Raw genomic sequence first — 24,614 nt, 5'->3', positions numbered from 1 at the left:
AGCATCTTGCTATGAATGATAGCAAGATGCTTTTTTCTAAGCAAATCATTATGTATATAAAAATAATCTTGTTATAATAATGAAATGAAATCGTTATCACAAATGGAGGGGCAGCATGAAAAAAATAGGTGTAGGGATTGTAGGATTTGGATTTTCTAGTACAACATTTCACATCCCGTTATTACAAACGATAGAAGAGTATGATATTCGTGCTATTTTATCATCAAAAGAAGAAGTAGTGAAACAAACATTACCAAATGCTGAAGTTGTTGGTACAATTGATGAATTAGTAAACCGAGCCGATATTGACTTAGTCGTCATTACTTCACCGAATACAACTCATTTTCCATATGTAAAAGAAGCGATTGTACACGGTAAGCATGTTGTTGTGGAAAAACCATTCGTTGTTTCAATTGAAGAGGGAGAAGAACTTATTTCATTAGCGAAGCAACATAATGTCGTTTTAAGTGTGTATCACAACCGTCGTCTTGATAATGATTTCTTAACGATAAAGAAATTATTACAAGAAAATAGAATAGGGAATGTATACGCATATGAAGCGCATTTCGATCGTTTCCGCCCACATGTACGTGATCGCTGGAGAGAAAAGAATTTACCAGGTTCAGGAATTTTATATGATTTAGGATCGCATTTAATGGATCAAGCATTATCATTATTCGGGAAACCAGATGCGATAAATGCAGATGTAATAAAACAACGACCAGGTGCAGAAATTGATGATTATTTTCATGTTGTACTTCACTACGGAGTAAAGCGTGTCATTTTACATAGTAGTAGTTTTGTGAAACAAGCTGGACCACATTTTACACTGCATGGAGATAAAGGTTCTATCGTGAAGTATGGTATGGATTCACAGGAAGAACAATTAAAGACTGGAATGAAGCCAGGGGATAATGGTTATGGAGCAGACCCTGAAGAGAATTTTGCTATTTTAGAAACAGAAGAAGAGTTAGTACGTATTCCAACAGAAGTCGGCTGTTATGACATGTATTATAAAGGTGTAAGAGATAGTATTGTAAATGGTGAGAAACCACCTGTAACAGCAGAAGAAGGCTTGGAAGTTATTAGACTTATTCAATTGGCAATTGAAAGTAGTGAAACTGGTAGAGTCATTTCGGTAAAATAAAAAAGACACGATTCAGTGTCTTTTTTTATTTTTGCGGAACAGAAAGTCCGTAAAAGAACATCGTAACTATATCTTGTATATGTTTTTCTCGATCTCCTTCAAGAAGCTGTGCCCCGAAATCATCACCTAATTTAGTGAACATTTGAATGTACAGTAACATCATTTCTTTTGAAAGATGAGGATTAATTTCATTTTTGCGCTGTGCTTGTTCTAATATTTCTAAATACCAAGGCAGGATTTTTTCGTGTTGATAACTATAAATAAATTCTCGGAGCTCTTCGTCTTTTTGCATCATTTGTAGTAGCATATCAGGCTGAAATAACCCGCCCGTATTCATTTTTCTTACAATCATTTTTTGCATCATATCATGAAACGGTAATTTTTCTTCCGCAAGCTCTTTATAATATTGAAATTCAGATATTATAAATTCTTGTATAAGCTCCCTAAATAACGCATCTTTACTTCCAAAATGATTATAAATTGTAACTTGAGAAACGTTTGCTTTTTTTGCAATATGTTCTATTTTTACTTCATTAAATCCACGTTCTGAAAATAATACGAAGGCTGCTTCTTTAATGGCACGCTTTTTCTTTTCTTTCACTTTTTCAAAGCCGTTCAATATAATCACCTCATGTAAAATATACAAGAAAAAATAATTGAAAACAATATTTTTGAAATATGGACATATAAATATTTCAAAAAGTTGTTGCGAATATGAAAGATGAGGAGTACAATATTTTTGAAATATCACACATTAAATATTTCAAAAAATGAGGTGGACTTATGATTTCAGTTCAAAATGTCACAAAACAGTTTTCAAATGGGAAAGGCTTGTTTGATATTACATTTGAAGTGAAAGAAGGGGAAGTTTTTGGCTACTTAGGACCAAATGGAGCTGGAAAATCAACAACGATTCGTAATTTAATGGGATTTATAAAACCAGCAGCTGGTAAAGCAACGATTTTTGGATTAGATTGTTGGGAAGATGCTGCGAAAATTCAAAGAGAAGTTGGCTATTTACCAGGAGAAATTTCTTTTATTGAAGGAATGAATGGATTAGAGTTTTTAAATTTAATGCAAGGAATGCGTGGGTTAAAAGATATAAAAAGACGAGATGAATTGATAGAACGTTTGCAATTCGATGTGAAAACACCAATTCGAAAAATGTCTAAAGGAATGAAACAAAAAGTAGGGATAGTTGCGGCATTTATGCATGATCCAGAAGTATTAATTTTAGATGAACCAACATCAGGACTCGATCCACTTATGCAACAAGTATTTATAGATTTAATATTAGAGGAAAAGCAAAGAGGGAAAACAATCCTTATGTCATCACATATTTTCACTGAAATTGAGAGAACTTGTGACAGAGTAGCTATTATTAAAGATGGACGTCTTGTAACCGTAGAAGATATTCATGATTTACAAGGAATGCGAAGACAAGTAATAGATGTAACAGTATCATCTCAAGAAGAAATCGAGTCTCTTAAACAATGTGATTTGCAATTTGAAGGGGTGAAAGGTAGAGAGGCGTCAATTATTGTGCAAGGAAACTACCAAACAGTTTTACAAATACTTTCAAACTATAATGTAACGGCACTTCAAACGAGAGCGACGGATTTAGAACATTTATTTATGCATTATTACGAGAAGAAAGAAGGGATAAAGCATGAATAAACAACTATTTTTAGCTAGTTTGAAAGAAACTCAAAAAAGTATATTGAGCTATGCTACTGGTGCAGCTCTTTATTTATGGTTATTAATTTGGATATTCCCATCGATGGTTTCAGCGAAAGGTTTAAATGAATTAATAAGTGCCATGCCTGATAGTGTAAAAAAAATCGTTGGAATGGAAAGCCCAATTCAAAATGTAATGGATTTTTTAGCTGGTGAATATTATAGCCTATTGTTTATTATCATTTTAACAATTTTTTGCGTCACGGTTGCAACGCATTTAATTGCTCGTCATGTAGATAAAGGGGCGATGGCATATTTATTAGCAACACCTGTATCAAGGGTACAAATTGCAATTACGCAAGCTGCTGTTCTCATATTGGGGCTACTAATAATTGTAATTGTTACTTATGTAGCTGGTATATTAGGTGCAGAATGGTTTTTAAAAGATAATAACTTAAATCGAGAATTATTTTTGAAAATAAACATAGTCGGAGGGCTTATATTTTTAGTAGTTAGTGCCTATTCATTTTTCTTTTCCTGTATATGTAATGATGAAAGGAAGGCACTTAGCTATTCAGCAAGTTTAACAACCCTATTTTTCGTATTAGATATGGTAGGGAAATTAAGTGATAAGTTAGAATGGATGAGAAATATATCTTTATTTACATTGTTTCGTCCGAAAGAAATTGCTGAAGGGACATATAATATATGGCCAGTAAGTATAGGTTTAACCACTGGAGCGCTTTGTATCTTCATAGTAGCAATTGTAGTGTTTAGGAAGAGGGATTTACCGTTGTAAATTAGAAAGTCCACTGAGAAAGTGGGCTTTTTTTCGTTTTTGTAGGAAAGAGATTTTTAAAATATACATTATTTATTAACGACAATCCACAGTCTATTTATTAGAAAACATAATTAACACTATTAAATTAGTGTATATGTAACGATAAAAAAAGATGTTAAAAAACTATATGGAATTTTTATGAATATTACTGTAAAAAAATAATTTTTTTAAAATTTTTAATAATAACACTTTACAAATTTTAAAAAATTAGTAGAATAGGAAGTAGTAAGAATCGTCTGATAAATATATAAAGAAAAACAGAATTATCAGAAAATTCTTAAATAGATATCGTTTAGAATTAGGGAGGGTACAGAAAATGAAAAAGAAAAAAATGAAAAAACTAACAGCAGTTGTAGTACCGGTTTTAGCAATGAGCATGGCATTAACAGCATGTTCTACATCAGGTGGAGATAAGAAGACAAGCACAAATTCTAGCTCTAGTGGAGATAGTAAGTCAGGAGAAAAGCTAGCAGCGAAACAAGTATTAAATCGTACAGAAACAAATGAGATTCCAACAATGGATACTTCTAAAAATACAGATACATTAGGTTCTCAAATTTTAGGGAACACGATGGAAGGTTTATATCGATTAGATAAAGATAACAAGCCAATCCCAGCTGCAGCAGAATCAAGCACGAAGAGTGAGGATGGTAAAAAATATACATTTAAACTACGTAAAGATGCAAAATGGTCAAATGGAGATCCAGTAACAGCAAAAGACTTCGTATTTGCATGGCAACGTCTATTAGATCCAAAAACAACTGCTGAGTATGCGTTTATCGCATTTCCAATTAAAAATGCAGAAGCAGTTAACCAAGGGAAAGCAGAAGTATCTACATTAGGTATAAAAGCAGTAGATGACCTTACGCTTGAAGTTGAATTAGAACAAGCAGTACCATACTTCTTAAATCTAGTTGCATTCCCATCGTACTACCCATTAAATGAAAAATTCGTAAAAGAAAAAGGCGATAAATACGGTTTAGAATCTGATACAACAGTTTATAACGGACCATTCGTTCTTACTGATTGGAAACATGAACAAGGCTGGAAACTAAAGAAAAATGATCAATATTGGGATAAAAAGACTGTAAAATTAGATGAAATTAATTACAGTGTAGTAAAAGAAGTAGCTACAAAGGTAAACCTATATGATACAGGTGCAGTTGATTCTGCACTTTTATCAGGAGAATTTGTTGATAAGTATAGAAATAATAAAGATGAGTTTGGAACATACTCACAAGTAAGTACGTACTTCTTACGTATGAACCAACAACGTGGTGGACACGATACACCATTAAAGAGTCAAAAATTACGTGAAGCAATTGCACTTTCAATCGATAAGAAAAATTTAGCAAGTGTTATTTTAAATGATGGATCTAAACCTGCGGACTTCTTAGTACCAAAGGGATTAGCAACTGGACCAGACGGTAAGGACTTCCAAGAAACATTTAAAAATGGTATCAAGCCAGATGCGAAAAAAGCAGCTGCTGCATGGGATGAAGCGAAAAAAGAACTTGGTAAAGACCAAGTTACAATTGAACTATTAAACTATGATACAGGTAATGCGAAAAAAGTTGGGGAATATGTTAAAGATCAAATTGAGAAAAATTTAAAAGGTGTAACAGTTACCATTAAACTTCAACCATTCAAACAAAAACTGAAGTTAGAAACAGAGCAAGATTATGATTTATCATATGCTGGTTGGGGACCTGACTACGCAGATCCAATGACATTCTTAGATATGTTCCAGTCTAAGCATTCTCATAACCAAATGAGCTTCTCTGATCCGAAATATGATGAAATGATTAAGAAGGCTGGCGGAGAATTAATGGGTGATGCGAAGAAACGTTGGGAAGAGTTAGGAAAAGCAGAAAAACTACTTATTGAGCAAGATGTAGCGCTTGTACCTCTATACCAACGTGGTGATGCTTACGTTCAAAAATCGAATGTAAAAGACGTTGTTCACCATAACATCAGTCCAGAGTATAGCTTCAAATGGACTTATATTACTGAAAAAGACGGAAAGTAATAGAATTTAAAAAACATTCCAAAAGTGGTTGTTCTACTTTTGGAATGTTTTTTATTGAGCTTAAAATACTAATTTGTAGTGCAAGTAAATAGAGAAGCATAAGGGGTATAGTATGTACATACAGTAGATGGGGGATAAATTATACTAAATTACGGAGAAAAAATCTGAATATTTAAAATAAAACTATTTACAAATGCGAAAAATAGAGTAGAATAATATTAGTTATAATTTTCAGAAAACTAATCGTTAGCAAGGGGTCTCTCAAGGGTTGGTATTGTACATATAATTGGGGAGGATACAAAAATGAAGAGAAAAAAGATGAAAAAGTTAACAGCGGTTGTAGTACCAGTTTTAGCGATGAGTGTTGCATTGACAGCATGCTCTGGATCAGGTGGAGAAAAGAAAACGACTACTACATCTAATAGTGGGGAAGAAAAAAAATCTGATGTTAAATATGCAGCGAAGCAAGTATTAAATCGTACGGAAAACCAAGAAATTCCGACGATGGACACTTCTAAATCCACTGATACGTTAGGGGCACAAATTTTAGGGAACACAATGGAAGGGTTATATCGTCTTGATAAAGATAATAAGCCTATTCCAGCTGCTGCAGAATCAAGTACGAAAAGCGAAGATGGTAAAAAATATACGTTTAAACTGCGTAAAGATGCGAAATGGTCAAATGGAGATCCTGTAACAGCGAAAGATTTCGTATACGGATGGCAGCGCTTACTTGATAAAAATACAGCGGCGGAATATGCGTTTATTGCCTACTATATTAAAAATGCAGAAGCGATTAATAAAGGTGAAAAACCCGGAACTGAATTAGGAGCGAAGGCGGTAGATGATTACACGCTAGAAGTAGAATTAGAAAAACCGGTACCGTACTTCTTAAATTTATTAGCATTCCCGTCATACTATCCATTAAATGAAAAGTTTGTAAAAGAAAAAGGAGATAAGTTTGGTTTAGAAGCAGATACAACGGTGTATAATGGGCCATTCGTTATGTCTTCATGGAAACATGAACAAGGATGGCAGTTGAAGAAAAATGATAAATATTGGGATAATAAGACTGTGAAATTAGAAGAAATTAATTATAGTGTAGTAAAAGAAGTTGCTACGAAAGTAAATTTATATGATACAGGATCAATTGATTTCACACTACTATCAGGAGAGTTTGTAGATAAATATAAATCGAATAAAGATGAATACGGTGAGTATGCAGAATCAAGTACATTCTTCTTACGTTTAAATCAAAAGCGTAACGGACAAGATACACCGTTAAAGAGCAAAAAACTTCGTGAAGCAATTGCATTATCAGTTGATAAAAAAGGTTTAGCAAATGTTATTTTAAATAATGGATCAAAAGCAACAGATCAATTGGTTCCAAAAGGGCTTGCGACAGGACCTGACGGTAAAGATTATCAAGATACGTTTAAAAATGGTCTGAAACAAGATACGAAAAAAGCAGCAGCTGCATGGGAAGAAGCGAAAAAGGAACTTGGAAAAGATCAAGTTACAATTGAATTACTAAGCTATGATGATGGAACTGCGAAAAAGATTGCTGATTATGTTAAAGATCAAATTGAGAAAAATTTAAAAGGTGTAACGATTAATACGAAAATTCAGCCGTTCAAACAAAAATTAAAATTAGAATCAGCGCAAGATTATGAAATCTCTTATGCAGGTTGGAGTCCAGACTATGCGGATCCGATGACATTTATTGATATGTTTGACTCGAAGAGTCCGTATAACCAAATGAGTTATTCGAATCCAAAATACGATGAAATGGTGCAAAAAGCAGGTAATGAATTATTATCTGATCCGAAGAAGCGCTGGGAAACGTTAGGAAAAGCAGAAAAATTATTCCTTGAAGAAGATGCAGGATTAGTTCCTTTATATCAAACAGGAAGATCATATGTAATGAAACCGAATGTAAAAGGAATTGTGAAACACAACATCAGTCCAGAATATAGCTTTAAGTGGGCGTATGTAACTGAGGATGGCGGAAAGAAATAACATGAAGCATTTCAAAAGCGGCTAATATGCTTTTGAAATGCTTTTTTGTATGGATAGGAGAATAAGGAGCATGGAAATTTTGAGGTCACTTTTAAAATTCTACTGTAGAAATAGTAGAAGAGATTCAATAAGATAGTTAGAGATTTCATTTTTATAAGAAAAATATAGAACTTAGCAATAGAGAAGAATAAGGGGGGATATGTTTACATATAGTAGACGGGGGATAATTCATATAGTAGTTAAAACCACAAGTTACTATAATAAAAAAATAAATATTTAGAAAATTCACAAAAATACTTTACAAAACTCAAAAAAATAGTAGAATATTAATTAATAAGAATTTTCTGATAATGAAAGTTAATAGAAAATCTCTAAATGTTAATATCGTACATATAATTGGGGAGGGTACCAAAAAATGAAGAGAAAAAAGATGACAAAATTAACAGCGGTTGTAGCACCAGTTCTAGCAATGAGTATGGCATTAACAGCTTGCTCGGGATCAGGGGATAAAGATAAGGCAAGCACAACGCCGAAAAGTGGTGAAAAAGAAGGCGGAAAATTAGCTGCAAAGCAAGTAATGAATCGTACAGAAACGAATGAAATTCCGACGATGGATACTTCGAAAAATACAGATACGTTAGGTTCTCAAATTTTAGGAAACACGATGGAAGGGTTATATCGTCTAGATAAAGATAATAAGCCAATTCCAGCTGCGGCAGAATCTAGTACGACAAGCGAGGATGGAAAAAAATATACATTCAAATTACGGAAAGATGCAAAATGGTCAAACGGTGATCCTGTAACAGCGAAAGATTTCGTATTTGCATGGCAACGTCTAGTAGATCCAAAAACAGCTGCTGAGTATGCATTTATTGCATATTATCTTAAAAATGCAGAGGCAATAAATCAAGGGAAAGCAGAAGTTTCTACATTAGGTGTAAAAGCGGTAGATGATTATACACTTGAAGTTGAACTAGAAAGACCAGTACCGTATTTCTTGAATTTAATGGCATTCGCGTCTTACTATCCATTAAATGAAAAATTCGTAAAAGAAAAAGGAGATAAATACGGTTTAGAGTCTGATACGACAGTTTATAATGGACCGTTTGTGCTTACCGATTGGAAACATGAGCAAGGATGGAAATTAAAGAAAAATGATCAGTATTGGGATAAAAAGACAGTGAAGCTGGATGAAATTAATTATAGTGTAGTAAAAGAAGGGGCTACTAGAGTAAATTTATATGATACAGGTGCAATTGATTTCGCACTTTTATCAGGTGAATTTGTTGATAAGTATAGAAACAATAAAGAGGAGTTTGGAGCATATTCAGAAACAAGTACGTTTTACTTACGTTTAAATCAAAAACGAGGTGGGCAAGATACACCGCTAAAGAGCAAAAAATTACGTGAAGCAATTGCATTATCGGTTGATAAGAAGGGTTTAACTAATGTAATTTTAAATGATGGTTCAAAACCAGTTGATTACTTAGTACCAAAAGGTTTAGCAAGTGGTCCAGACGGTAAAGATTTTGCAGAAACATTTAAGAATGGTTTAAACCAAGACTCGAAAAAGGCAGCAGCAGCTTGGGAAGAAGCGAAAAAAGAACTTGGAAAAGATCAAGTGACAATAGAGCTATTAAATTATGATACTGGTAATGCGAAAAAAGTTGGGGAGTATGTAAAAGATCAAATTGAAAAGAATTTAAAAGGTGTAACAGTAAATATTAAACTTCAGCCATTTAAGCAAAAACTAAAATTAGAATCAGAACAAGATTATGATTTCTCATATGGCGGCTGGAATCCAGATTATGCGGATCCGATGACGTACCTTGATATGTTTGAAACAAAGAATTCTCAGAACCAAATGAGCTACTCAAATTCAAAATATGATGACATTATTAATAAAAGTAAGACGGAATGGATGGCTGATGCAAAAAAACGTTGGACAGAGTTAGGGAAAGCAGAAAAATTGTTACTTGAAGAAGATGTAGCGCTCGTACCTTTATATCAAAGTGGTAGATCATATGTTATGAAACCAAATATAAAGGGAATTGTGAAACATAATATTAGTCCGGAATATAGTTTCAAATGGGCGTATGTAGAAGAGAAATAATAAAAGAAAAAAGCATTTTCAAGTTGCGGTATTATAGCACTTGAAAATGCTTTTTTTTCTGTGCACTATTTTTTTATGGATGAATATATGTATTATAGAAAACTCAAAGGAGAATCTCATGAAACGAAACACATACATCGATTTCTTAGCTTATTACGGAATAGGGAGTGCTCATCCTGGTGGTTTTACGTTAACAAAACAATTATTATCTCAATTGCCACTTAAAAGTGGAGCTAGTGTCCTTGAGATAGGTTGCGGCACGGGGAAAACAGCGGCGTATATGACAAAAGAATTGGGTTATAAAGTGACAGCGGTTGAAAAGAATGAAATTATGATTCAAAAAGCGAAAGATAGATGGTTGTTTGATGGTTTAAATATACAATTGATTCAAGGCGATGTAGAAGGGTTACCATGTTTAAATGATTCATTTGAGCTTGTACTTGGAGAATCTATACTCGCTTTTACAAATAAAGAAAAGGTTATTTCGGAATGTTATCGTGTATTACAGAAGGATGGAAAGCTTGTTGTCATTGAAATGATTACCGAAAAACATATTGAGAAGAAAGAGGAAGAAAAGATTGGACAGTTATACGGTATGAAAGAATTATTAACTGAGAATGAGTGGATTCATTTATTTAAAGTAGCAAATTTTAAAAGAATTACAATTGCGGGTGGCGGAACTATTGCAGAAACAGTTGCAGGACATATGGAAGAGCCGGAGTGGAATGTATCACCGTTTATTCCAGAAGAATTGTATGAGGCGTGGGTGCAACACGAACAAGTACTGCTTATGTATCAACATATTTTAGGACATCGCATTTTTATATGTGAAAAATAGAGAAAAAGAGTTGGCTAAAGATAGTCAACTCTTTACTATGTTAGATGAAAAATAATGCAGCCAAAGTAATTCCAAAAATAAAGCCAAATCCGAGTTCAAGGCCCCAGCCGCCACCAAAGCCACAACCGCCGCAACCACGACGGCCACATCCGCAGCCACCGAATCCACCACTGAATCCACCATCGAATCCACCACCACATCCAAATCCACAGTTATCACATCTGCTAAGACCGCCGCAAATATCACATCCGCCGTTTGAATATGCGCCATGGTATCCAAATCCTGTATCAAAAGATGAACGCTGCTGCATTGGCTCAATCCAAACAGAATCATTTGTCACGTCTATTATCTTTCCTAAATGGATATGACCATCCCGATCTTCAATTCGAACAACTTTTCCGAAATAACGTTGGCATGTATTATAACATTTTTGTCTATGCATGTTCTTTCCTCCTTCCCCCATTACAGTAATACGATATGTAAGGGGGACAAGTGCGGCTTGTACGAATGACCTATCTATCATAATTGTTATAGGAAAGGGGAAATATACGAACAGGATACATAACGAGGAGGAAGAGAAATGAAATCTACAGACCAATTTCAGACGTATGAAGTTCCTTGGGAAGAATTTATTGAAGCATTGCGGGGGGAAATAAAGAAACAAGTAGGGGCGGATATTATTGATACGATCGTATGTAATTTAAAAGATGGTTTTGAAGTGTATACATATGTACAAGGAGATTTGGATTTCGAGTATACAGAAGCTCTTGAACGAAAATATGGGAGTGATGCGAAAATGCCTAATTTGTTAACAGTTATGCTGGTAGCTAGCATTTATAATACGGGTGAAGAGAATATACGTTTACATGCAGATAATAAAGATAATCCAATTGTTGAGGTATATGTGAAGAAGTAAAGAGTGCGCTAATTATAGCGTGCTCTTTATTTCTTGTATTGAAAAGAAAATCAAACTTTAATGGTGGAATTTATAGCGGGAAAAGTATGAAAGCTATGTGTTATTTCAGATATATAATAAGGAAAAAACTCGAAATAAAATATGGGAGTAGTTCATTTTTGTTTACATAATGTAATTGCTGTGAACTGTTGTCCTAAAATACAAGTCATATATCTTGTTTCCTCTCATAAATTTAAACATAGGAATTTGTCTACAAAGGTGGCGAAGCCTCATCATGAAAATTCGAATTTGTGCCACGTTCATGTTATTTCTATTTATATGTTTACCTTTTTCAGCTTTTGCAAAAGGAGAGGAGGCGAAGGAAAGGGTCGTTTCACTTGTATATGATGATTCGGGCAGCATGAGAAATAACGATCGTTGGAAGTATGCCAATTACGCCTTGCAAAGTTTAGTTGCGCTATTAGATGAGAAAGATAAATTTTCTTACGTTCCAATGAGTAAGCCAGATAATCCGTTAAACATTTCGTTAACAAAGGATCAAAGGCAAACGGAAATTGATGGGATCGGCGCGTGGAAAACATATTTAAATACTCCATTTAGCGCAGTAGAAACGGCGATGCAATCTATAAAGAAGGAAGCAGATATAGATGGGAAACGTGAATTTTGGCTTATTGTATTAACTGACGGGGCATTTAATGATTTGGAGAAAGATAAGGTTGGCGGAAAAGAACAAATTACACAGAAGTTAGCACAGTTTAAGAAAGAGATGGATTCTAAAAAGATCTCTTTGCACCCAGTCTTAATCACGATGGAAGAAGATTTAGGGCAGCAAGAAAAAGAGCAGTTAAATACGTTTAAAGAGATTTGGAAAAAAGAAATGAATGGAGTTGTCATGCCGTCTAGCGGTGAGGATGGTATTGTACAAAGTGTGAATCAAGTGGCAGCATTAGTTGCTAATCGTGATCCATTTTCTTCTGTTGAATCGATTGTTAAAACGAAAATAGTAGGGAAAAAAGTAGAGATTACAACACCGTTTCCATTAAAGCGTATGACGCTTGTACGACAATCACCTTCTTTGTCTAATTATAAAGTTATGCAACTTTCCAAACCGTTACAATTGCAGTCTTCTTTTTCTATACATGCACCAGGAGAAGCTAAATTATTCGGAAATATAGTGCATGTAAGTACAGCGAATCAGGAAGTGATTAAGCCAGGAACGTATACGATAGAAGTGGATCAGGACATTGAGAAAGAGGGATTACAAGTACTTGTTGAACCAGCGCTTAACTATACTGTTTCTACGTATGACAAAGATGATAAAGATAGAAAAAATGTTGAGAAAATGTATGAAGGTGTGACAGCTGTTATTGAAGCGAAACCTACTGAATTACCAATTCAAATTTCTTATTTCGAAGCAGAAGTAGAAATAGACGGAAAGCAGTATCCGATGAAGTGGGATGATAAAAGACATGTGTTTTATTACGAGACAAAGGTTGGTAAAGAGTTAGTACGCGGGAAAGTCCATATGAATATAAAGGGATTTTATAGACAGACGAAAGAATTCAAGATTGAACCAGCTGAAAAACCAAAATTAACACTTCAAGCTGTTACGAAAGATTATGAAGAAAAGGTAACAAATTTAGAAAATAGTAAACCATTTATTTTACAGCCACAGTTAAATGGTAAACCGATGACAGAAGAGGCTGTAAAGAAACTATTAAAATCTACTGGTGTCACATCGAATCAATCGATCAACTATGAATTAAAACAGCATGGTAGTCAAGTTTATGTTTATCCTCGACCTTATTACTCCGACACATTCAATTTTACAGATACCGGCACCGTAGAGGCTACCATCACGATCAATGATTCAACATTACAAGAAGTAAAGGAAAAAATCGTACTGCACATTGAAAATGCGCCTTTTTTTGAGAAGTATGCGCTCGTTTTTAAATTTGTAATTCCTATCACTTTATTACTTTTAATAGTAGGAATTATTATTTTAGGATGGATTGTTCGTCCGAGATTTCATAGGAAAGCATTACTATATTACGAATGGGATCAAGAAGTAGCGAAAGATTGGCTTTATCAATCTGAACCAGAGTTACTTAAAAATAAATGGTGGAAGCACTATTTTGGCATTCCATTCCGAGCAGAAAGAAAGACTGTGCAATCTGTAACATTAATAGCGAAAAAAGGATCGAAATCTATATTTGTAGCAAAAGAATCGCAAGTGGTTGGGATGATTATTGATGGGATGTTTATAACAGAGGAAGAGGTAGGAATGGAGCATAAGACGTTGTATCCAAATGAACTTTTAGTAATTGATAGAGGATATGGTAAGGAGATTTACCGGTACGAATGTGAATAGTAGATAGGGTGTAAGAGGGGCGAGGAGGCCTGGCTCTCTTTATTCTTCTTTTCAAACAAGCAAGAATAGGAAGGTGGTTCACATGACATTACAAGTTCCAACAATTTTAATTGGCTTAGGTGGAATCGGTAGTACTGTCACACATCAAATATATGAAAGATTACCTGAGGAGCGTCGTAAAAAGGTAGCGATGCATGTATTTGATACAGATGTGAATACATTGAGTAAATTTGATCATATTCGGAAGTTTAAGACGCAAACGAGCTCGAGTAAAACACCGAGAGAGTATATTGCGGGAGATCCAACGATTCCAGAGTGGTTTCCAATGGACCCGACTATACTGGATAAACCGTTAACGGAAGGAGCGGGACAGTTACGTGTCATTTCTCGTTTAGCGTTGCGTGCAGCGATGAAAGAAGATAAACTCACATCGTTTTGGCAAGAAATCGAGAAGATTTTTCCAGTTACAAGTGATCAGACGGAATATGGTGTACGTGTCATTATTGTAACATCACTAGCTGGTGGAACAGGCTCAGGGATGTTTTTACAAATCGCATTATATTTGCGTGAAATGCTCCGGAAAAAATTGCAGCATCACAACATTTTAATTCGCGGTGCGTTTTTAATGCCAGATGTTTTAGTTAAGACGAGAACGGTTAGTGCGAAAGAGTTTGAAACTGTGCAAGCGAATGGTTACGCATCGTTAAAAGAGTTGCACGCTATTACGCTCGGGTCGACTGGTGAATTATCAAAACGAGGCGGCGTAACGATTGAATTAGAATATCGTCCTGATCAAGTGGATGAAGATGGAAGAACAAATCATACGATAAAGCAGCATCATTTACCGTACAATTATTGTTTCTTATATGATTATGAAAATTTACATGGGCACCATTTGCACAATTTATCGGATTATATGGAGCAAATGGCAAATACGATTTATTTACAGTTATTCAGTCCAATGTCTGCAAATCATTTTGCGCAAGAAGATAATCAAATTCAGCAATTGGCAGAATCGAGTGGGAAAGGGAGATATTGCGGAGCAGGAACGGCGAAGCTCATTTATCCGTATGAGCACGTTTTGAAATACTGTGCTTTAAAATGGGCGGTGCAAGGTTTAGATGAATCTTGGCTTCATTTAGATCAACTGTTTCAAGAGAAGAAGCAAAGATATGATCAAGATGTAAAGCGCGGTATGCAGCGTGAAAAGCCAGAGCGCGGGAAAAGTTATTTAGAAGATTTAGAGCATCTTGCTACTCGTCCAGAACAGGCCCATATTTTTTATAGACAAATGTTCAATGAGACGCGCGAAGGGGCAGAGGGCGGTAAGGTCGGTGTTGCAAAATCAAAATTGTTTTTAGATGCTGTCGAAAGCTACGTACACCGTACAGTGCAAAAAGATGAAGAATTAAACCGCCTACAGCATGAGTGTAAAATATCGGCTGCGAAACTGAAAATGATGGAACAAATGAAAGGTGAAGTAGCGAGAGTTGATCATGCGGTTCGTTTATATGCTTATGCGATTCCGAGCCGTGTACATGAGCATGTGACTACACTTTTATATGACATGGTCGAATCAGACCGCTTTATACCGAGTGGCTCAGAAGGACAGTCTTATCAATTAAATACATGGTTTTTAAAGAAAACGGATCCGGTTCATCCTGTCGCAGCACGTTTTATGCTGTATGAAATTCGTAAGCAGTTAGTAGAGAAGATGAATCGACTGCATGAAAATAATGAACAAAAGCGTAATTTAATTCAAAACTACGATAAGAAATTTAATGTGAGTAATATTGATGGAACGGTAACGGCTGTTCGCCGCGTTGAAATTGCCCAGCAACAAGGCTGGGTCGGCAAAATGTTTTATAATCAGCAACGTTTGTTCAAAAAAGAATTTGAAGATATCGTAACGCAATATGTCCACAAATTAAGTGAGTATCGTAAAGAAATGTTATTAGAACTCGTGTATCAATCGCTATACCAAGCAGTTGATAAAATGATCCAATATTGGGAAAGATTCTTTGATAATTTACACGAAACACGTGAAAATTTATTGTTTGAAATCCAAAAGCGAAGCAAGGAATTTGAGGGGAAAACGAACCCGACGAATGTATACGTATTAGCTGAAGAGAAATTGCAAGAAAAGATTTGGCAAGATATGCAGCAACATTTAAATTTAGGTGTATTACCGAAAGATATATCGGCTGAAATTTATATGAGCTTGTACGGGGAATATTGTCGTGATGCGAAAGCCGAAGAAATTCAGTCGAAAAAGGTGGAAGACTTCTATCGTGAACATATATTGAGTTATTGTTATGACGAACTTCAAGTGCGCTATCGTGACAAACTAGAGCTTAATATCGTTGAAGCATTGCGAAAAGAAGCAGATTTCAAGAAACGTGATCGTGATGAATACGTTCGTGAAAAAATTGAAGATCTTTTCCATTTAGCAAGTCCGTTCGTTCCGAAAGTTTCTCATCATAGAGAGTTACAATATTGGGGCGTACATCCTTCTTTAAAACAAGAATTGCAAGAAGAGTTATTGCAAGAAATGTTTAAAGAAAAAGATACGGTAAACGAGGCGTTTTCACCATTTGAAGTGATTTGTTATCGTGCTCATTACGGATTATCGCTACAAGATTTTCCTAAGCTTTCATCTGGACATATTGCGAATGGTTTTATGAACGATAAAGGTGATTATTTTCAATCGTATTATCGCCGCGTGAACAAATTAAATAGTAAAAAATCTAGTTTGACGCCGCATTTAGATAAATATTGGCACTTACCAGCCTTTATGCCAGACTTGAATGCAACGCAAACGAAGTTAGATTACGATAAATGTAATCGTGCTCTTCTATACGCGTATATGTATCGCTGGATTAGCTTAGTTGCTGTTGATGGGCAATTCGTGTATCAATATAACGGTGTCGGCCGTAGCTTTTTAATCCAGTCGATGGGGAAAAATATTTCAAGCGAAAGTTATAAGTTGCACAGAGCATTGCTTCATAATCCGTTTATTTATGAAAATATCTTGTCCAGGTTTGAAGAAGAGCAAGAAAAGGCAATGATACAAGGTGGACATTTATATACACATGCATTTGTATTAGGTGCTCAAGATATTAGATGGCTTCGTAAAGAGCATGTCCATAATATTTTAGATATGATTTTAATGTATGATCGTGAGGCAAAATATGACCCGACGTTAGAAGAAACATCTGACGATTTGTTAAGGCTATTCCTTGATGAAATTGAGTTGTATTTCCAAAACTATTACGGAACAGGTGCAGATATGGTTGCAAAGAAAGAGAAAGAGATGTTTATGAAACAATTGTGGGATCGTTCGTATGCGAAAGGGTATGTGGATCCAAATAGTGCGCCTTATAAAAAATGGCAAAATGTATTACATGTTCCCGATGAAGAAGAAGTGCCAAAAACGAATGTATAATGAGTGAAAAGGGAATCCTTAAGAATGGCAATACAACTTTAGAAATGAGGGATTCCAATGCCGTTTTTAGGAAGTGTATATCAAATATTTGGATTATATCCAGAAATTTATCATGCGATGATTTCAGCAGAGCTGCAAGAAGAAGCTCAAAAGGAACATATCGATAATAATAGTACAGAAATTGAAGCGGAAGAATAAAGCGCAGATGAACATCTGCGCTTTTTTTATTGTCTTAGGTGAAAATACTGTTTGCAATTTGTAGGGAAGTTAATCGGTCTAACAAGATGAGTAATTATTTCTATATAACGAATCGACTGGTTTTATCTTGTTTGTATATGGGGATTCCATTGAGTCTGATGTATAAAAATAAATTCCGAAATAATATAAAATGTATTGAAATGGGAATTAACAGTGTTTTCAAGTGGTATCGTATATTTTGGAATACTATTTTATTTATAATTATTCGATGTGGGTGAATTAATTATATTGTTGACAATATAATTAATCGTGTGATAAATTCAATCAATCTTCTAAAAACATGCTTGTTAACAAGCGTATTTTTAGAAGATTGATTTTTCTGATTTTTAGGCATGTAATTTGTGGAGTTTATATAGGGAGTGAAAGTAAAGTATGAATATTATTAATGTGTAATAGCAACAGTAATAAAGATTGTAATGAGTAAGGGATAATTTTGAAAAAGAGGTTTCTACGAATGAGTTTATTTATAAAGAAAGCAATGAATGAAGAAAAGAAAAACGTGTTACAGCAAACTTTAGGAGCAATTGATTTAACGCTTTTAGGAATTGGAGCAATTATTGGTACAGGCATTTTCGTATTAACAGGTATTGTAGCAGCGAAACATGCTGGTCCAGCAATTGTATTATCTTTCATGTTAGCTGCAATTGTATGTGCTTGTGTAGCTTTTTGTTATGCTGAATTTGCATCTACAGTCCCGGTCTCAGGAAGTGTGTATTCGTATACGTATATGACATTAGGTGAGATTTTTGCTTTTATAGTTGGCTGGTGTGTTATGTTAGAGTACTTATTAGCTACTTCTGCGGTGGCGGCGGGATGGTCAGCCTATTTTCAGTCATTGCTACTAGGGTTTAATATTCATATTCCGGCAATCGTTGCTTCTGCACCAGGGATGGGGAATGGCGGGATTATCGACTTGCCAGCGGTTATTATTATTTTAGTTGTTACATTTTTACTAAGTCGTGGTGTGAAAGAAAGTGCACGTATAAATAATATAATGGTTATTATCAAACTGGCTGTTATTTTAGTATTTATTATTGTAGGAGCAAACTATGTAAAGCCAGAGAATTGGCAGCCGTTTCTTCCTTTTGGATACCATGGTGTTATTGGAGGAGCTGCTACTGTATTTTTTGCCTTTTTAGGTTTCGATGCAGTTGCAACAGCAGCAGAGGAAGTGAAACGCCCACAACGTAACGTTCCAATTGGATTACTTGTCTCTTTATGCATTTGTACAATTCTTTATGTTGGTGTTTCATTCGTGTTAACTGGAATGGTTCCATTTACGGATCTGAATGTAGCTGATCCAGTAGCATATGCACTGCGTATTGTAGGAGAGAATAGAATTGCTGGTCTATTATCAGTTGGAGCGATAGCTGGTTTAACAACAGTTCTGTTAGTTGCTATGTTCGCATTTGTTCGAGTATCATACTCGATGAGCCGAGATGGATTGTTACCAAAAAGATTTTCGAGTGTTCATAAACGTTATCAAACACCATTTTTTAATACATGGATTACGGGTATTCTTGCGGCTGTATTAGCAGGTTTATTGGACTTGAATTTGTTGGCAAATTTAGTGAATGTGGGAACGATAACAGCTTTCATATTTGTATCTATAGCTGTAATTGTATTAAGGAAGACACATCCTAATTTGAAAAGACCGTTCCGTGCTCCGTTAGTTCCATTCTTACCTATACTTGCGATAGTAAGTTGTTTATATTTAGCATTAAATCTTTCTAAAACCACTTTAATCAGTTTTGCAATTTGGGTTATTGTAGGTATTTTTATTTATTTTATATACGCGAAAAAACATAGTAAGATTAGAAATAAAGTATAAGGTATTACAATGATGGTTGTAGGCTAAAGTTTTTTTACCTATAGCCATTTTTATTTGTGCACACCTTATTTTCGTGTTAACATAAAGCGGATTTTTTAAGGGAGAGAAAGAAATGAAATGGATTTATTTTATTGTTATCAACGTTATAGCATTTAGTATGATGGGGCTTGATAAGCGAAAAGCAAAGAAAAAGCAGTGGAGAACGCCAGAAAGTACGTTGTTTTTATCAGCTGCAGCTGGAGGAGCGGTTGGAGCTTGGATTGGTATGTATATGTTTCATCATAAGACACATAAAAGTAAATTTGTCTTCGGTATTCCGGCGCTCGTTATTATAACAGTAGGAGTGTTTTTATACATATAACGGATTTGCAAGAGGAATGTCGAAAGAAATGCAGATTGAATATTGGTAAAGTAAGTATGTGAGACCTTATAATGAAGAAAAAAAGAGAAGAGGAGAACAGGGAAGATGGGGAGTCAAACAGCAGAGCAAAAGCAGGGGATTATATATGCGGCGGGTGCGTATACGATGTGGGGAGTTCTTCCGATTTATTGGAAATGGGTGGAGGAAGTACCGGCGGATGAAATATTAGCACACCGCATCGTTTGGGCATTTGTTTTTATGTTGTTAGTTTTAGGAGTAACGAAGAGGTTTCGTCAGTTTGGTGGGGAGTTAGTGGCCCTTTTTAAACGACCTAAATTATTAATGTCATTAACAATTGCTTCGGTACTTATTAGTGGAAACTGGTTTGTATACATATGGGCCGTAAATCATAACCATGTAATCGAAGCAAGTCTTGGGTATTATATTAATCCACTTATAAGTATTTTACTTGGTACAGTTGTTTTAAAAGAGAAGCTTAATTTTTGGCAATATGTTGCGGTTGGTTTAGCTGGATTAGGCGTTGTTATTTTAACGATACGTTTCGGATCAATTCCATGGGTTTCTCTTTCACTTGCTTTTTCATTTGGATTATATGGATTAACGAAAAAATTATTAAATTACGACGCAACAATTGGGCTTACGATGGAAACGATGTTAGTGACGCCATTTGCACTTATATATTTGTTTATGACAGGAGTTCATGGCTTTGGTTCGTTCGGTTCTATTTCGGCAATATCAACGTTTCTTTTAATAGGGGCGGGTATTGTTACAGCGTTACCACTCTTTTATTTTGCTAAAGGAGCACAACTTATTCCGCTCTATATGATAGGATTTTTACAATACATCGCGCCGACTATTAGTTTAATTTTAGGTGTGTTCGTTTTTGGTGAACATTTCACATCTACTCATATGATTGCGTTTTTCTGTATATGGATTGCTTTATTTGTCTTTTCAATGGCGAAAACAAAGTTTCTACTACAGAAACAACCAAAATTTATTAAAAATAAATCAGCAAAAGTATCATAATGCGTAGTATTTTCTACGCATTTTTCTTTATACTTATATTATATAGAAATTCCATTATAGTCAGTGAGGAGCTGAAAAACATGGAAACAATTTTACATAATGACCCACTTATAGCAGCTGTAATTTCTTGGTTTTTAGCACAGTTAACGAAAGTCGTTTTTAAATTAATAAAAACAGGCGAGTTTGATTTTGCTAAGTTCTTTGCTTCAGGTGGAATGCCAAGTTCGCATGCGTCGACTGTTACTGCACTTGCTACAGGTGTCGGAGTGGTGGAAGGTGTGGAGAGTCCAATATTTGCGGTTGCCGCTATTTTTGCCATTATTGTTATGTACGATGCTTCAGGAGTAAGGCTTGCGGTTAGTAAGCAAGCGAAAATATTGAATGATTTTTTTCATGGTAGACAAACAGAATATAAAAAGTTAAATGAGCTCGTTGGACATACACCCTATCAAGTTGTTGTTGGTGCACTATTAGGAATTGTTGTCGGGGTTGGGTATTGTTTGTAAGCAGAATGTGTGTAATACACGTTCTGCTTTTCTTTGTTTTCATACATATTTAGCTAAGTTTTCGAATATCGTATACGGACTTAGAAAGGGTGGGTGAGCGGTGTGCTACTATATGACAAAGTGCGTGAGGAGATAGAGCGGAGAACGACTGCACTTCAAACGATGCAAAGGCAAGACGGAACGTGGTCATTTTGTTTTGAAGGAGCTTTACTAACGGATTGTCATATGATTTTTTTACTCAAATTATTAGGGCGAAATGACGAAATAGAACCGTTTGTGAAAAGGTTAGCATCTCTTCAAACAAATGAAGGGACTTGGAAATTATATGAAGATGAAAGGGGAGGGAATTTATCCGCCACGATTCAAGCATATGCTGCTTTACTTGCTTCGGAAAAATATTCGAAAGAAGATATGAATATGAGGCGAGCTGAAATGTTTATTAAGGAACACGGGGGAGTTTCTCGTGCTCATTTTATGACGAAATTTTTATTAGCGATTCATGGAGAATATGAATTTCCTGCGCTTTTTCACTTTCCAACGCCAATCTTATTTTTACAAGATGACTCCCCCCTCAGTATATTTGGGCTAAGCAGCTCAGCGCGTATACATTTAATTCCGATGATGATTTGTATGAATAAGAGATTCCGTGTAGAGAAAAAGTTATTGCCAAATTTAAATCATATTGCAGGCGGGGGTGGGCAATGGTTTCGAGAGGAGCGGTCTCCGCTGTTTCAATCGTTTGTAGGTGATGTGAAAAAGGTAATATCTTATCCATTATCGTTACATCATAAAGGATACGAAGAAGTAGAGCGCTTTATGAAGGAGCGTATAGATGAAAATGGAACTTTGTATAGTTATGCGAGTGCTACGTTTTATATGATTTATGCTTTGCTTGCATTAGGGCACTCTATTCAGTCTCCAATTATTGAGAAAGCTGTGACAGGATTAAAATCTTATATATGGAAGATGGACAGAGGAAGTCATTTGCAAAATTCTCCTTCTACCGTATGGGATACCGCTTTACTTAGCTATTCATTGCAAGAAGCTAAAGTTACAAATGAAAATAAGATGATTCAAAGGGCGACAGAGTATTTATTGCAAAAACAACAAACTAAAAAGGTAGATTGGAGCGTACATGCATCATCACTTGTAGCTGGCGGTTGGGGATTTTCAGATGTTAATACGACGATCCCTGATATAGACGATACTACAGCTGTCCTTAGGGCGTTAGCGCGAAGTAGAGGGAATGATAGAGTAGATAAGGCTTGGGGAAGAGGCGTGGAATGGGTAAAAGGATTGCAAAACAATGATGGAGGCTGGGGAGCTTTTGAACGAGGGGTAACGAGCAAGTTACTATCGAATTTGCCGATTGAAAATGCGAGTGATATGATAACCGATCCGTCCACACCAGATATTACAGGTAGGGTGTTAGAATTATTCGGAACGTATGCACCGAATGAATTGCCTGAAGAGCAAAAAAAGAAAGCTATCAAATGGTTAATGGATGTACAGGAACAGAATGGATCATGGTATGGAAAATGGGGAATATGTTATATATATGGGACATGGGCAACGATGACAGGCTTACGTGCAGTAGGAGTGCCTTCTACTCATCCGTCGTTGAAAAAAGCATCTTCATGGCTCGAGCATTTGCAGCATGAAGACGGAGGGTGGGGAGAATCCTGTCAAAGTAGTGTAGAGAAAAAATTTATTTCTTTACCCTTTAGCACGCTGTCACAAACAGCGTGGGCACTTGATGCACTTATTTCTTACTACGATCAAGAAACACCGATTATTCGAAAAGGAATTTCATATTTGCTCGCGCAGTCTACTATGAATGAAAAATATCCTACTGGTACAGGGTTACCGGGTGGCTTTTATATTCGCTACCATAGTTATGGGCATATATATCCGTTACTTGCTTTAGCGCATTACGTAAAGAAATATAGAAAATAAACCGAGAGATACTCTCGGTTTATTTTGATGGGTAGTAGGTCCCTGTTGAAAAGAATAAGGAACGTTGTAGTGCCTTATTTTTCTGTTGATTGGCGTTTTTGACGTGCATCAGCGGCATTTGCACGTGCGTTTGCTTCTAAGTCATTGTGGTCAGCGAGTTCGCGAGCGAACTCAACATCAATGCCATCGGCAGCTTTGTTTCGATTTACATTCTTTTTTTTCATTCGACACAATCTCCTTGTGTTTTATCCCGCATAAACGGGTAGTAAAACTCCCACCTCAAAATTCAGATGGAACAAAGAAGCTAGGTGGGAGATTAACTGCCCGTAAATGCCCGATTGGTGAGGGCTAATAATCAGTGGGGGATGAACAAACTCCCCACTGATTAAAGTTTCACTTTATGCGGCGTTGCAAAGTTAGTTTGACACAAATAGACTTTTTTATACAAAGAGGATTTGGAAAGCATAGAGCCGAAATATACAATATAACTAATAGAAATGGGGGATAGGGATGGACTTGTTGAATGGGAAAACAGCTGTTGTAACGGGTGCTGCGCAGGGGATTGGAAAAGAAATCGCACGAGTTTTTGCAAAACTAGGGGCTAAAGTATTAATTAGTGATGTAAATGAAGAGAAGCTACAAGAAACGACACGTGAATTATCAGATGAAGGGTATGATGTGAGCTTATATCGATGTGATGTGAGTAATCAAAATGAAGCGAAGTCGTTAATTGAATATGCGGTGCAAAAATTTGGTACATTACATATTTTAGTGAATAACGCTGGGATTACAAAAGATGCAATGTTACATAAGATGGAGAAGTCTGCTTGGGAACAAGTATTACAAGTGAACTTAACTGGCGTTTTTTATTGTATGCAGCCAGCACTTCTTTATATGAGACAACAACAGTATGGACGGATTATTAATATTTCTTCTATTAGTAGGGAAGGAAATATTGGACAAGCAAATTATGCGGCTACAAAGGCAGGGGTTGTAGGCTTAACAAAAACAGCAGCGAAAGAGGTTGGAAGTTTTGGTATTACGTGTAATGCGATTTGTCCAGGGTTTATGGATACTGATATGACAAAAACAATACCGGATAAAGTAAAAGAAAAAATGGTTGGAGCGATTCCAGTTGGGAGAATCGGAACACCAGAAGATATTGCAAACGCAGCTGCCTTTTTAGCATCAGAGTATGCGTCTTACATTACAGGAGAGGTATTAAATGTGAGCGGTGGGTTGCAAGTGTAAATGAATAC

Annotated in this window: 20 protein-coding genes; 17 read left to right on the top strand and 3 right to left on the bottom strand. The window is 35.6% G+C overall.

The genetic code is table 11. The annotated features are described in order from the left end of the window. Positions 1 to 115: 115 nt before the first annotated feature. Complete coding sequence (locus JTF23_RS09985) at positions 116 to 1,147, top strand: oxidoreductase (RefSeq protein ID WP_002160936.1); 1,032 nt, start codon at positions 116 to 118, stop codon at positions 1,145 to 1,147. 25 nt (positions 1,148 to 1,172) lie between these two features. Here JTF23_RS09985 and JTF23_RS09980 read toward each other — a convergent pair whose 3' ends face one another. Continuing rightward, positions 1,173 to 1,766, bottom strand: a complete 594-nt coding sequence (locus JTF23_RS09980; protein WP_002160937.1) for a TetR/AcrR family transcriptional regulator — start codon at positions 1,764 to 1,766, stop codon at positions 1,173 to 1,175. Positions 1,767 to 1,930: 164 nt separating this feature from the next. On the opposite strand from JTF23_RS09980, the gene JTF23_RS09975 reads away from it, so the two are divergent. From JTF23_RS09975 to JTF23_RS09950, 6 genes are all read left to right on the top strand, one after another. Beyond that, the gene (locus tag JTF23_RS09975; protein ID WP_078180407.1) at positions 1,931 to 2,824 is read left to right on the top strand and encodes an ABC transporter ATP-binding protein; all 894 of its coding nucleotides are present in this window, start codon (positions 1,931 to 1,933) and stop codon (positions 2,822 to 2,824) included. After that, entirely contained in the window at positions 2,817 to 3,623 is an 807-nt protein-coding gene (locus JTF23_RS09970; protein ID WP_204208659.1) for an ABC transporter permease subunit, read from the top strand. The genes JTF23_RS09975 and JTF23_RS09970 overlap by 8 nt, the downstream gene beginning before the upstream one ends. A 358-nt stretch (positions 3,624 to 3,981) precedes the next feature. Then, complete coding sequence (locus JTF23_RS09965) at positions 3,982 to 5,694, top strand: peptide ABC transporter substrate-binding protein (RefSeq protein ID WP_204208658.1); 1,713 nt, start codon at positions 3,982 to 3,984, stop codon at positions 5,692 to 5,694. Between the two features lie 303 nt (positions 5,695 to 5,997). Continuing rightward, complete coding sequence (locus JTF23_RS09960) at positions 5,998 to 7,713, top strand: peptide ABC transporter substrate-binding protein (RefSeq protein WP_204208657.1); 1,716 nt, start codon at positions 5,998 to 6,000, stop codon at positions 7,711 to 7,713. A 415-nt stretch (positions 7,714 to 8,128) separates the two neighbouring features. Further along, entirely contained in the window at positions 8,129 to 9,826 is a 1,698-nt protein-coding gene (locus JTF23_RS09955; protein ID WP_204208656.1) for a peptide ABC transporter substrate-binding protein, read from the top strand. A gap of 118 nt (positions 9,827 to 9,944) precedes the next feature. Beyond that, positions 9,945 to 10,664, top strand: a complete 720-nt coding sequence (locus JTF23_RS09950) for a class I SAM-dependent methyltransferase (protein ID WP_204208655.1) — start codon at positions 9,945 to 9,947, stop codon at positions 10,662 to 10,664. Positions 10,665 to 10,704: 40 nt separating this feature from the next. On the opposite strand, the gene JTF23_RS09945 is transcribed toward JTF23_RS09950, so the two are convergent. Next, positions 10,705 to 11,106, bottom strand: a complete 402-nt coding sequence (locus JTF23_RS09945) for a hypothetical protein (RefSeq protein ID WP_204208654.1) — start codon at positions 11,104 to 11,106, stop codon at positions 10,705 to 10,707. Positions 11,107 to 11,244: 138 nt separating this feature from the next. Here JTF23_RS09945 and JTF23_RS09940 point away from each other — a divergent pair, with 138 nt between their 5' ends. The 9 genes from JTF23_RS09940 to JTF23_RS09900 all read left to right on the top strand — a co-directional run bounded on the left by JTF23_RS09940 (position 11,245) and on the right by JTF23_RS09900 (position 23,355). Further along, positions 11,245 to 11,580, top strand: coding sequence for a hypothetical protein (locus tag JTF23_RS09940; RefSeq protein ID WP_204208653.1), 336 nt, complete (start codon positions 11,245 to 11,247; stop codon positions 11,578 to 11,580). Between the two features lie 274 nt (positions 11,581 to 11,854). Further along, positions 11,855 to 13,951, top strand: a complete 2,097-nt coding sequence (locus JTF23_RS09935; RefSeq protein WP_078174158.1) for a vWA domain-containing protein — start codon at positions 11,855 to 11,857, stop codon at positions 13,949 to 13,951. A gap of 82 nt (positions 13,952 to 14,033) precedes the next feature. Then, a complete protein-coding gene (locus JTF23_RS09930) occupies positions 14,034 to 17,396 on the top strand; it encodes a tubulin-like doman-containing protein (RefSeq protein WP_078174157.1) in 3,363 nt (1,120 codons plus the stop codon). 57 nt (positions 17,397 to 17,453) lie between these two features. Further along, complete coding sequence (locus JTF23_RS09925) at positions 17,454 to 17,594, top strand: phosphonate ABC transporter permease (protein ID WP_002111095.1); 141 nt, start codon at positions 17,454 to 17,456, stop codon at positions 17,592 to 17,594. Positions 17,595 to 18,108: 514 nt separating this feature from the next. Next, the gene (gene bcaP / locus JTF23_RS09920; protein WP_204208652.1) at positions 18,109 to 19,485 is read left to right on the top strand and encodes a branched-chain amino acid transporter BcaP; all 1,377 of its coding nucleotides are present in this window, start codon (positions 18,109 to 18,111) and stop codon (positions 19,483 to 19,485) included. 112 nt (positions 19,486 to 19,597) lie between these two features. Continuing rightward, complete coding sequence (locus JTF23_RS09915) at positions 19,598 to 19,846, top strand: DUF1294 domain-containing protein (RefSeq protein ID WP_204208651.1); 249 nt, start codon at positions 19,598 to 19,600, stop codon at positions 19,844 to 19,846. A 105-nt stretch (positions 19,847 to 19,951) separates the two neighbouring features. Then, positions 19,952 to 20,893: an EamA family transporter RarD gene (gene rarD, locus JTF23_RS09910; RefSeq protein ID WP_002014350.1), complete on the top strand. Its 942-nt coding sequence runs from the start codon at positions 19,952 to 19,954 to the stop codon at positions 20,891 to 20,893. 80 nt (positions 20,894 to 20,973) lie between these two features. After that, positions 20,974 to 21,399 (top strand): divergent PAP2 family protein, encoded by a 426-nt coding sequence (locus JTF23_RS09905; protein ID WP_002111092.1) that lies wholly within the window; start codon positions 20,974 to 20,976, stop codon positions 21,397 to 21,399. A 102-nt stretch (positions 21,400 to 21,501) separates the two neighbouring features. After that, the gene (locus JTF23_RS09900; protein WP_204208650.1) at positions 21,502 to 23,355 is read left to right on the top strand and encodes a terpene cyclase/mutase family protein; all 1,854 of its coding nucleotides are present in this window, start codon (positions 21,502 to 21,504) and stop codon (positions 23,353 to 23,355) included. Between the two features lie 74 nt (positions 23,356 to 23,429). Here the strand turns inward: JTF23_RS09900 and JTF23_RS09895 are convergent, their stop codons facing one another. After that, positions 23,430 to 23,579, bottom strand: a complete 150-nt coding sequence (locus JTF23_RS09895) for a YfhD family protein (RefSeq protein WP_002066466.1) — start codon at positions 23,577 to 23,579, stop codon at positions 23,430 to 23,432. 286 nt (positions 23,580 to 23,865) lie between these two features. Between JTF23_RS09895 and fabG the strand changes: the two genes are divergently transcribed. Then, on the top strand, positions 23,866 to 24,606 hold the full coding sequence (gene fabG, locus JTF23_RS09890) for a 3-oxoacyl-ACP reductase FabG (protein ID WP_002111090.1): 741 nt from the start codon (positions 23,866 to 23,868) through the stop codon (positions 24,604 to 24,606). Positions 24,607 to 24,614: the final 8 nt, after the last annotated feature.

Origin of the sequence: Bacillus sp. RIT 809, assembly GCF_016892495.1 — a bacterium.
GTDB classification, from domain to species: Bacteria; Bacillota; Bacilli; order Bacillales; family Bacillaceae_G; genus Bacillus_A; species Bacillus_A cereus_U.
This window is presented reverse-complemented; position numbering and strand designations above follow the sequence as displayed.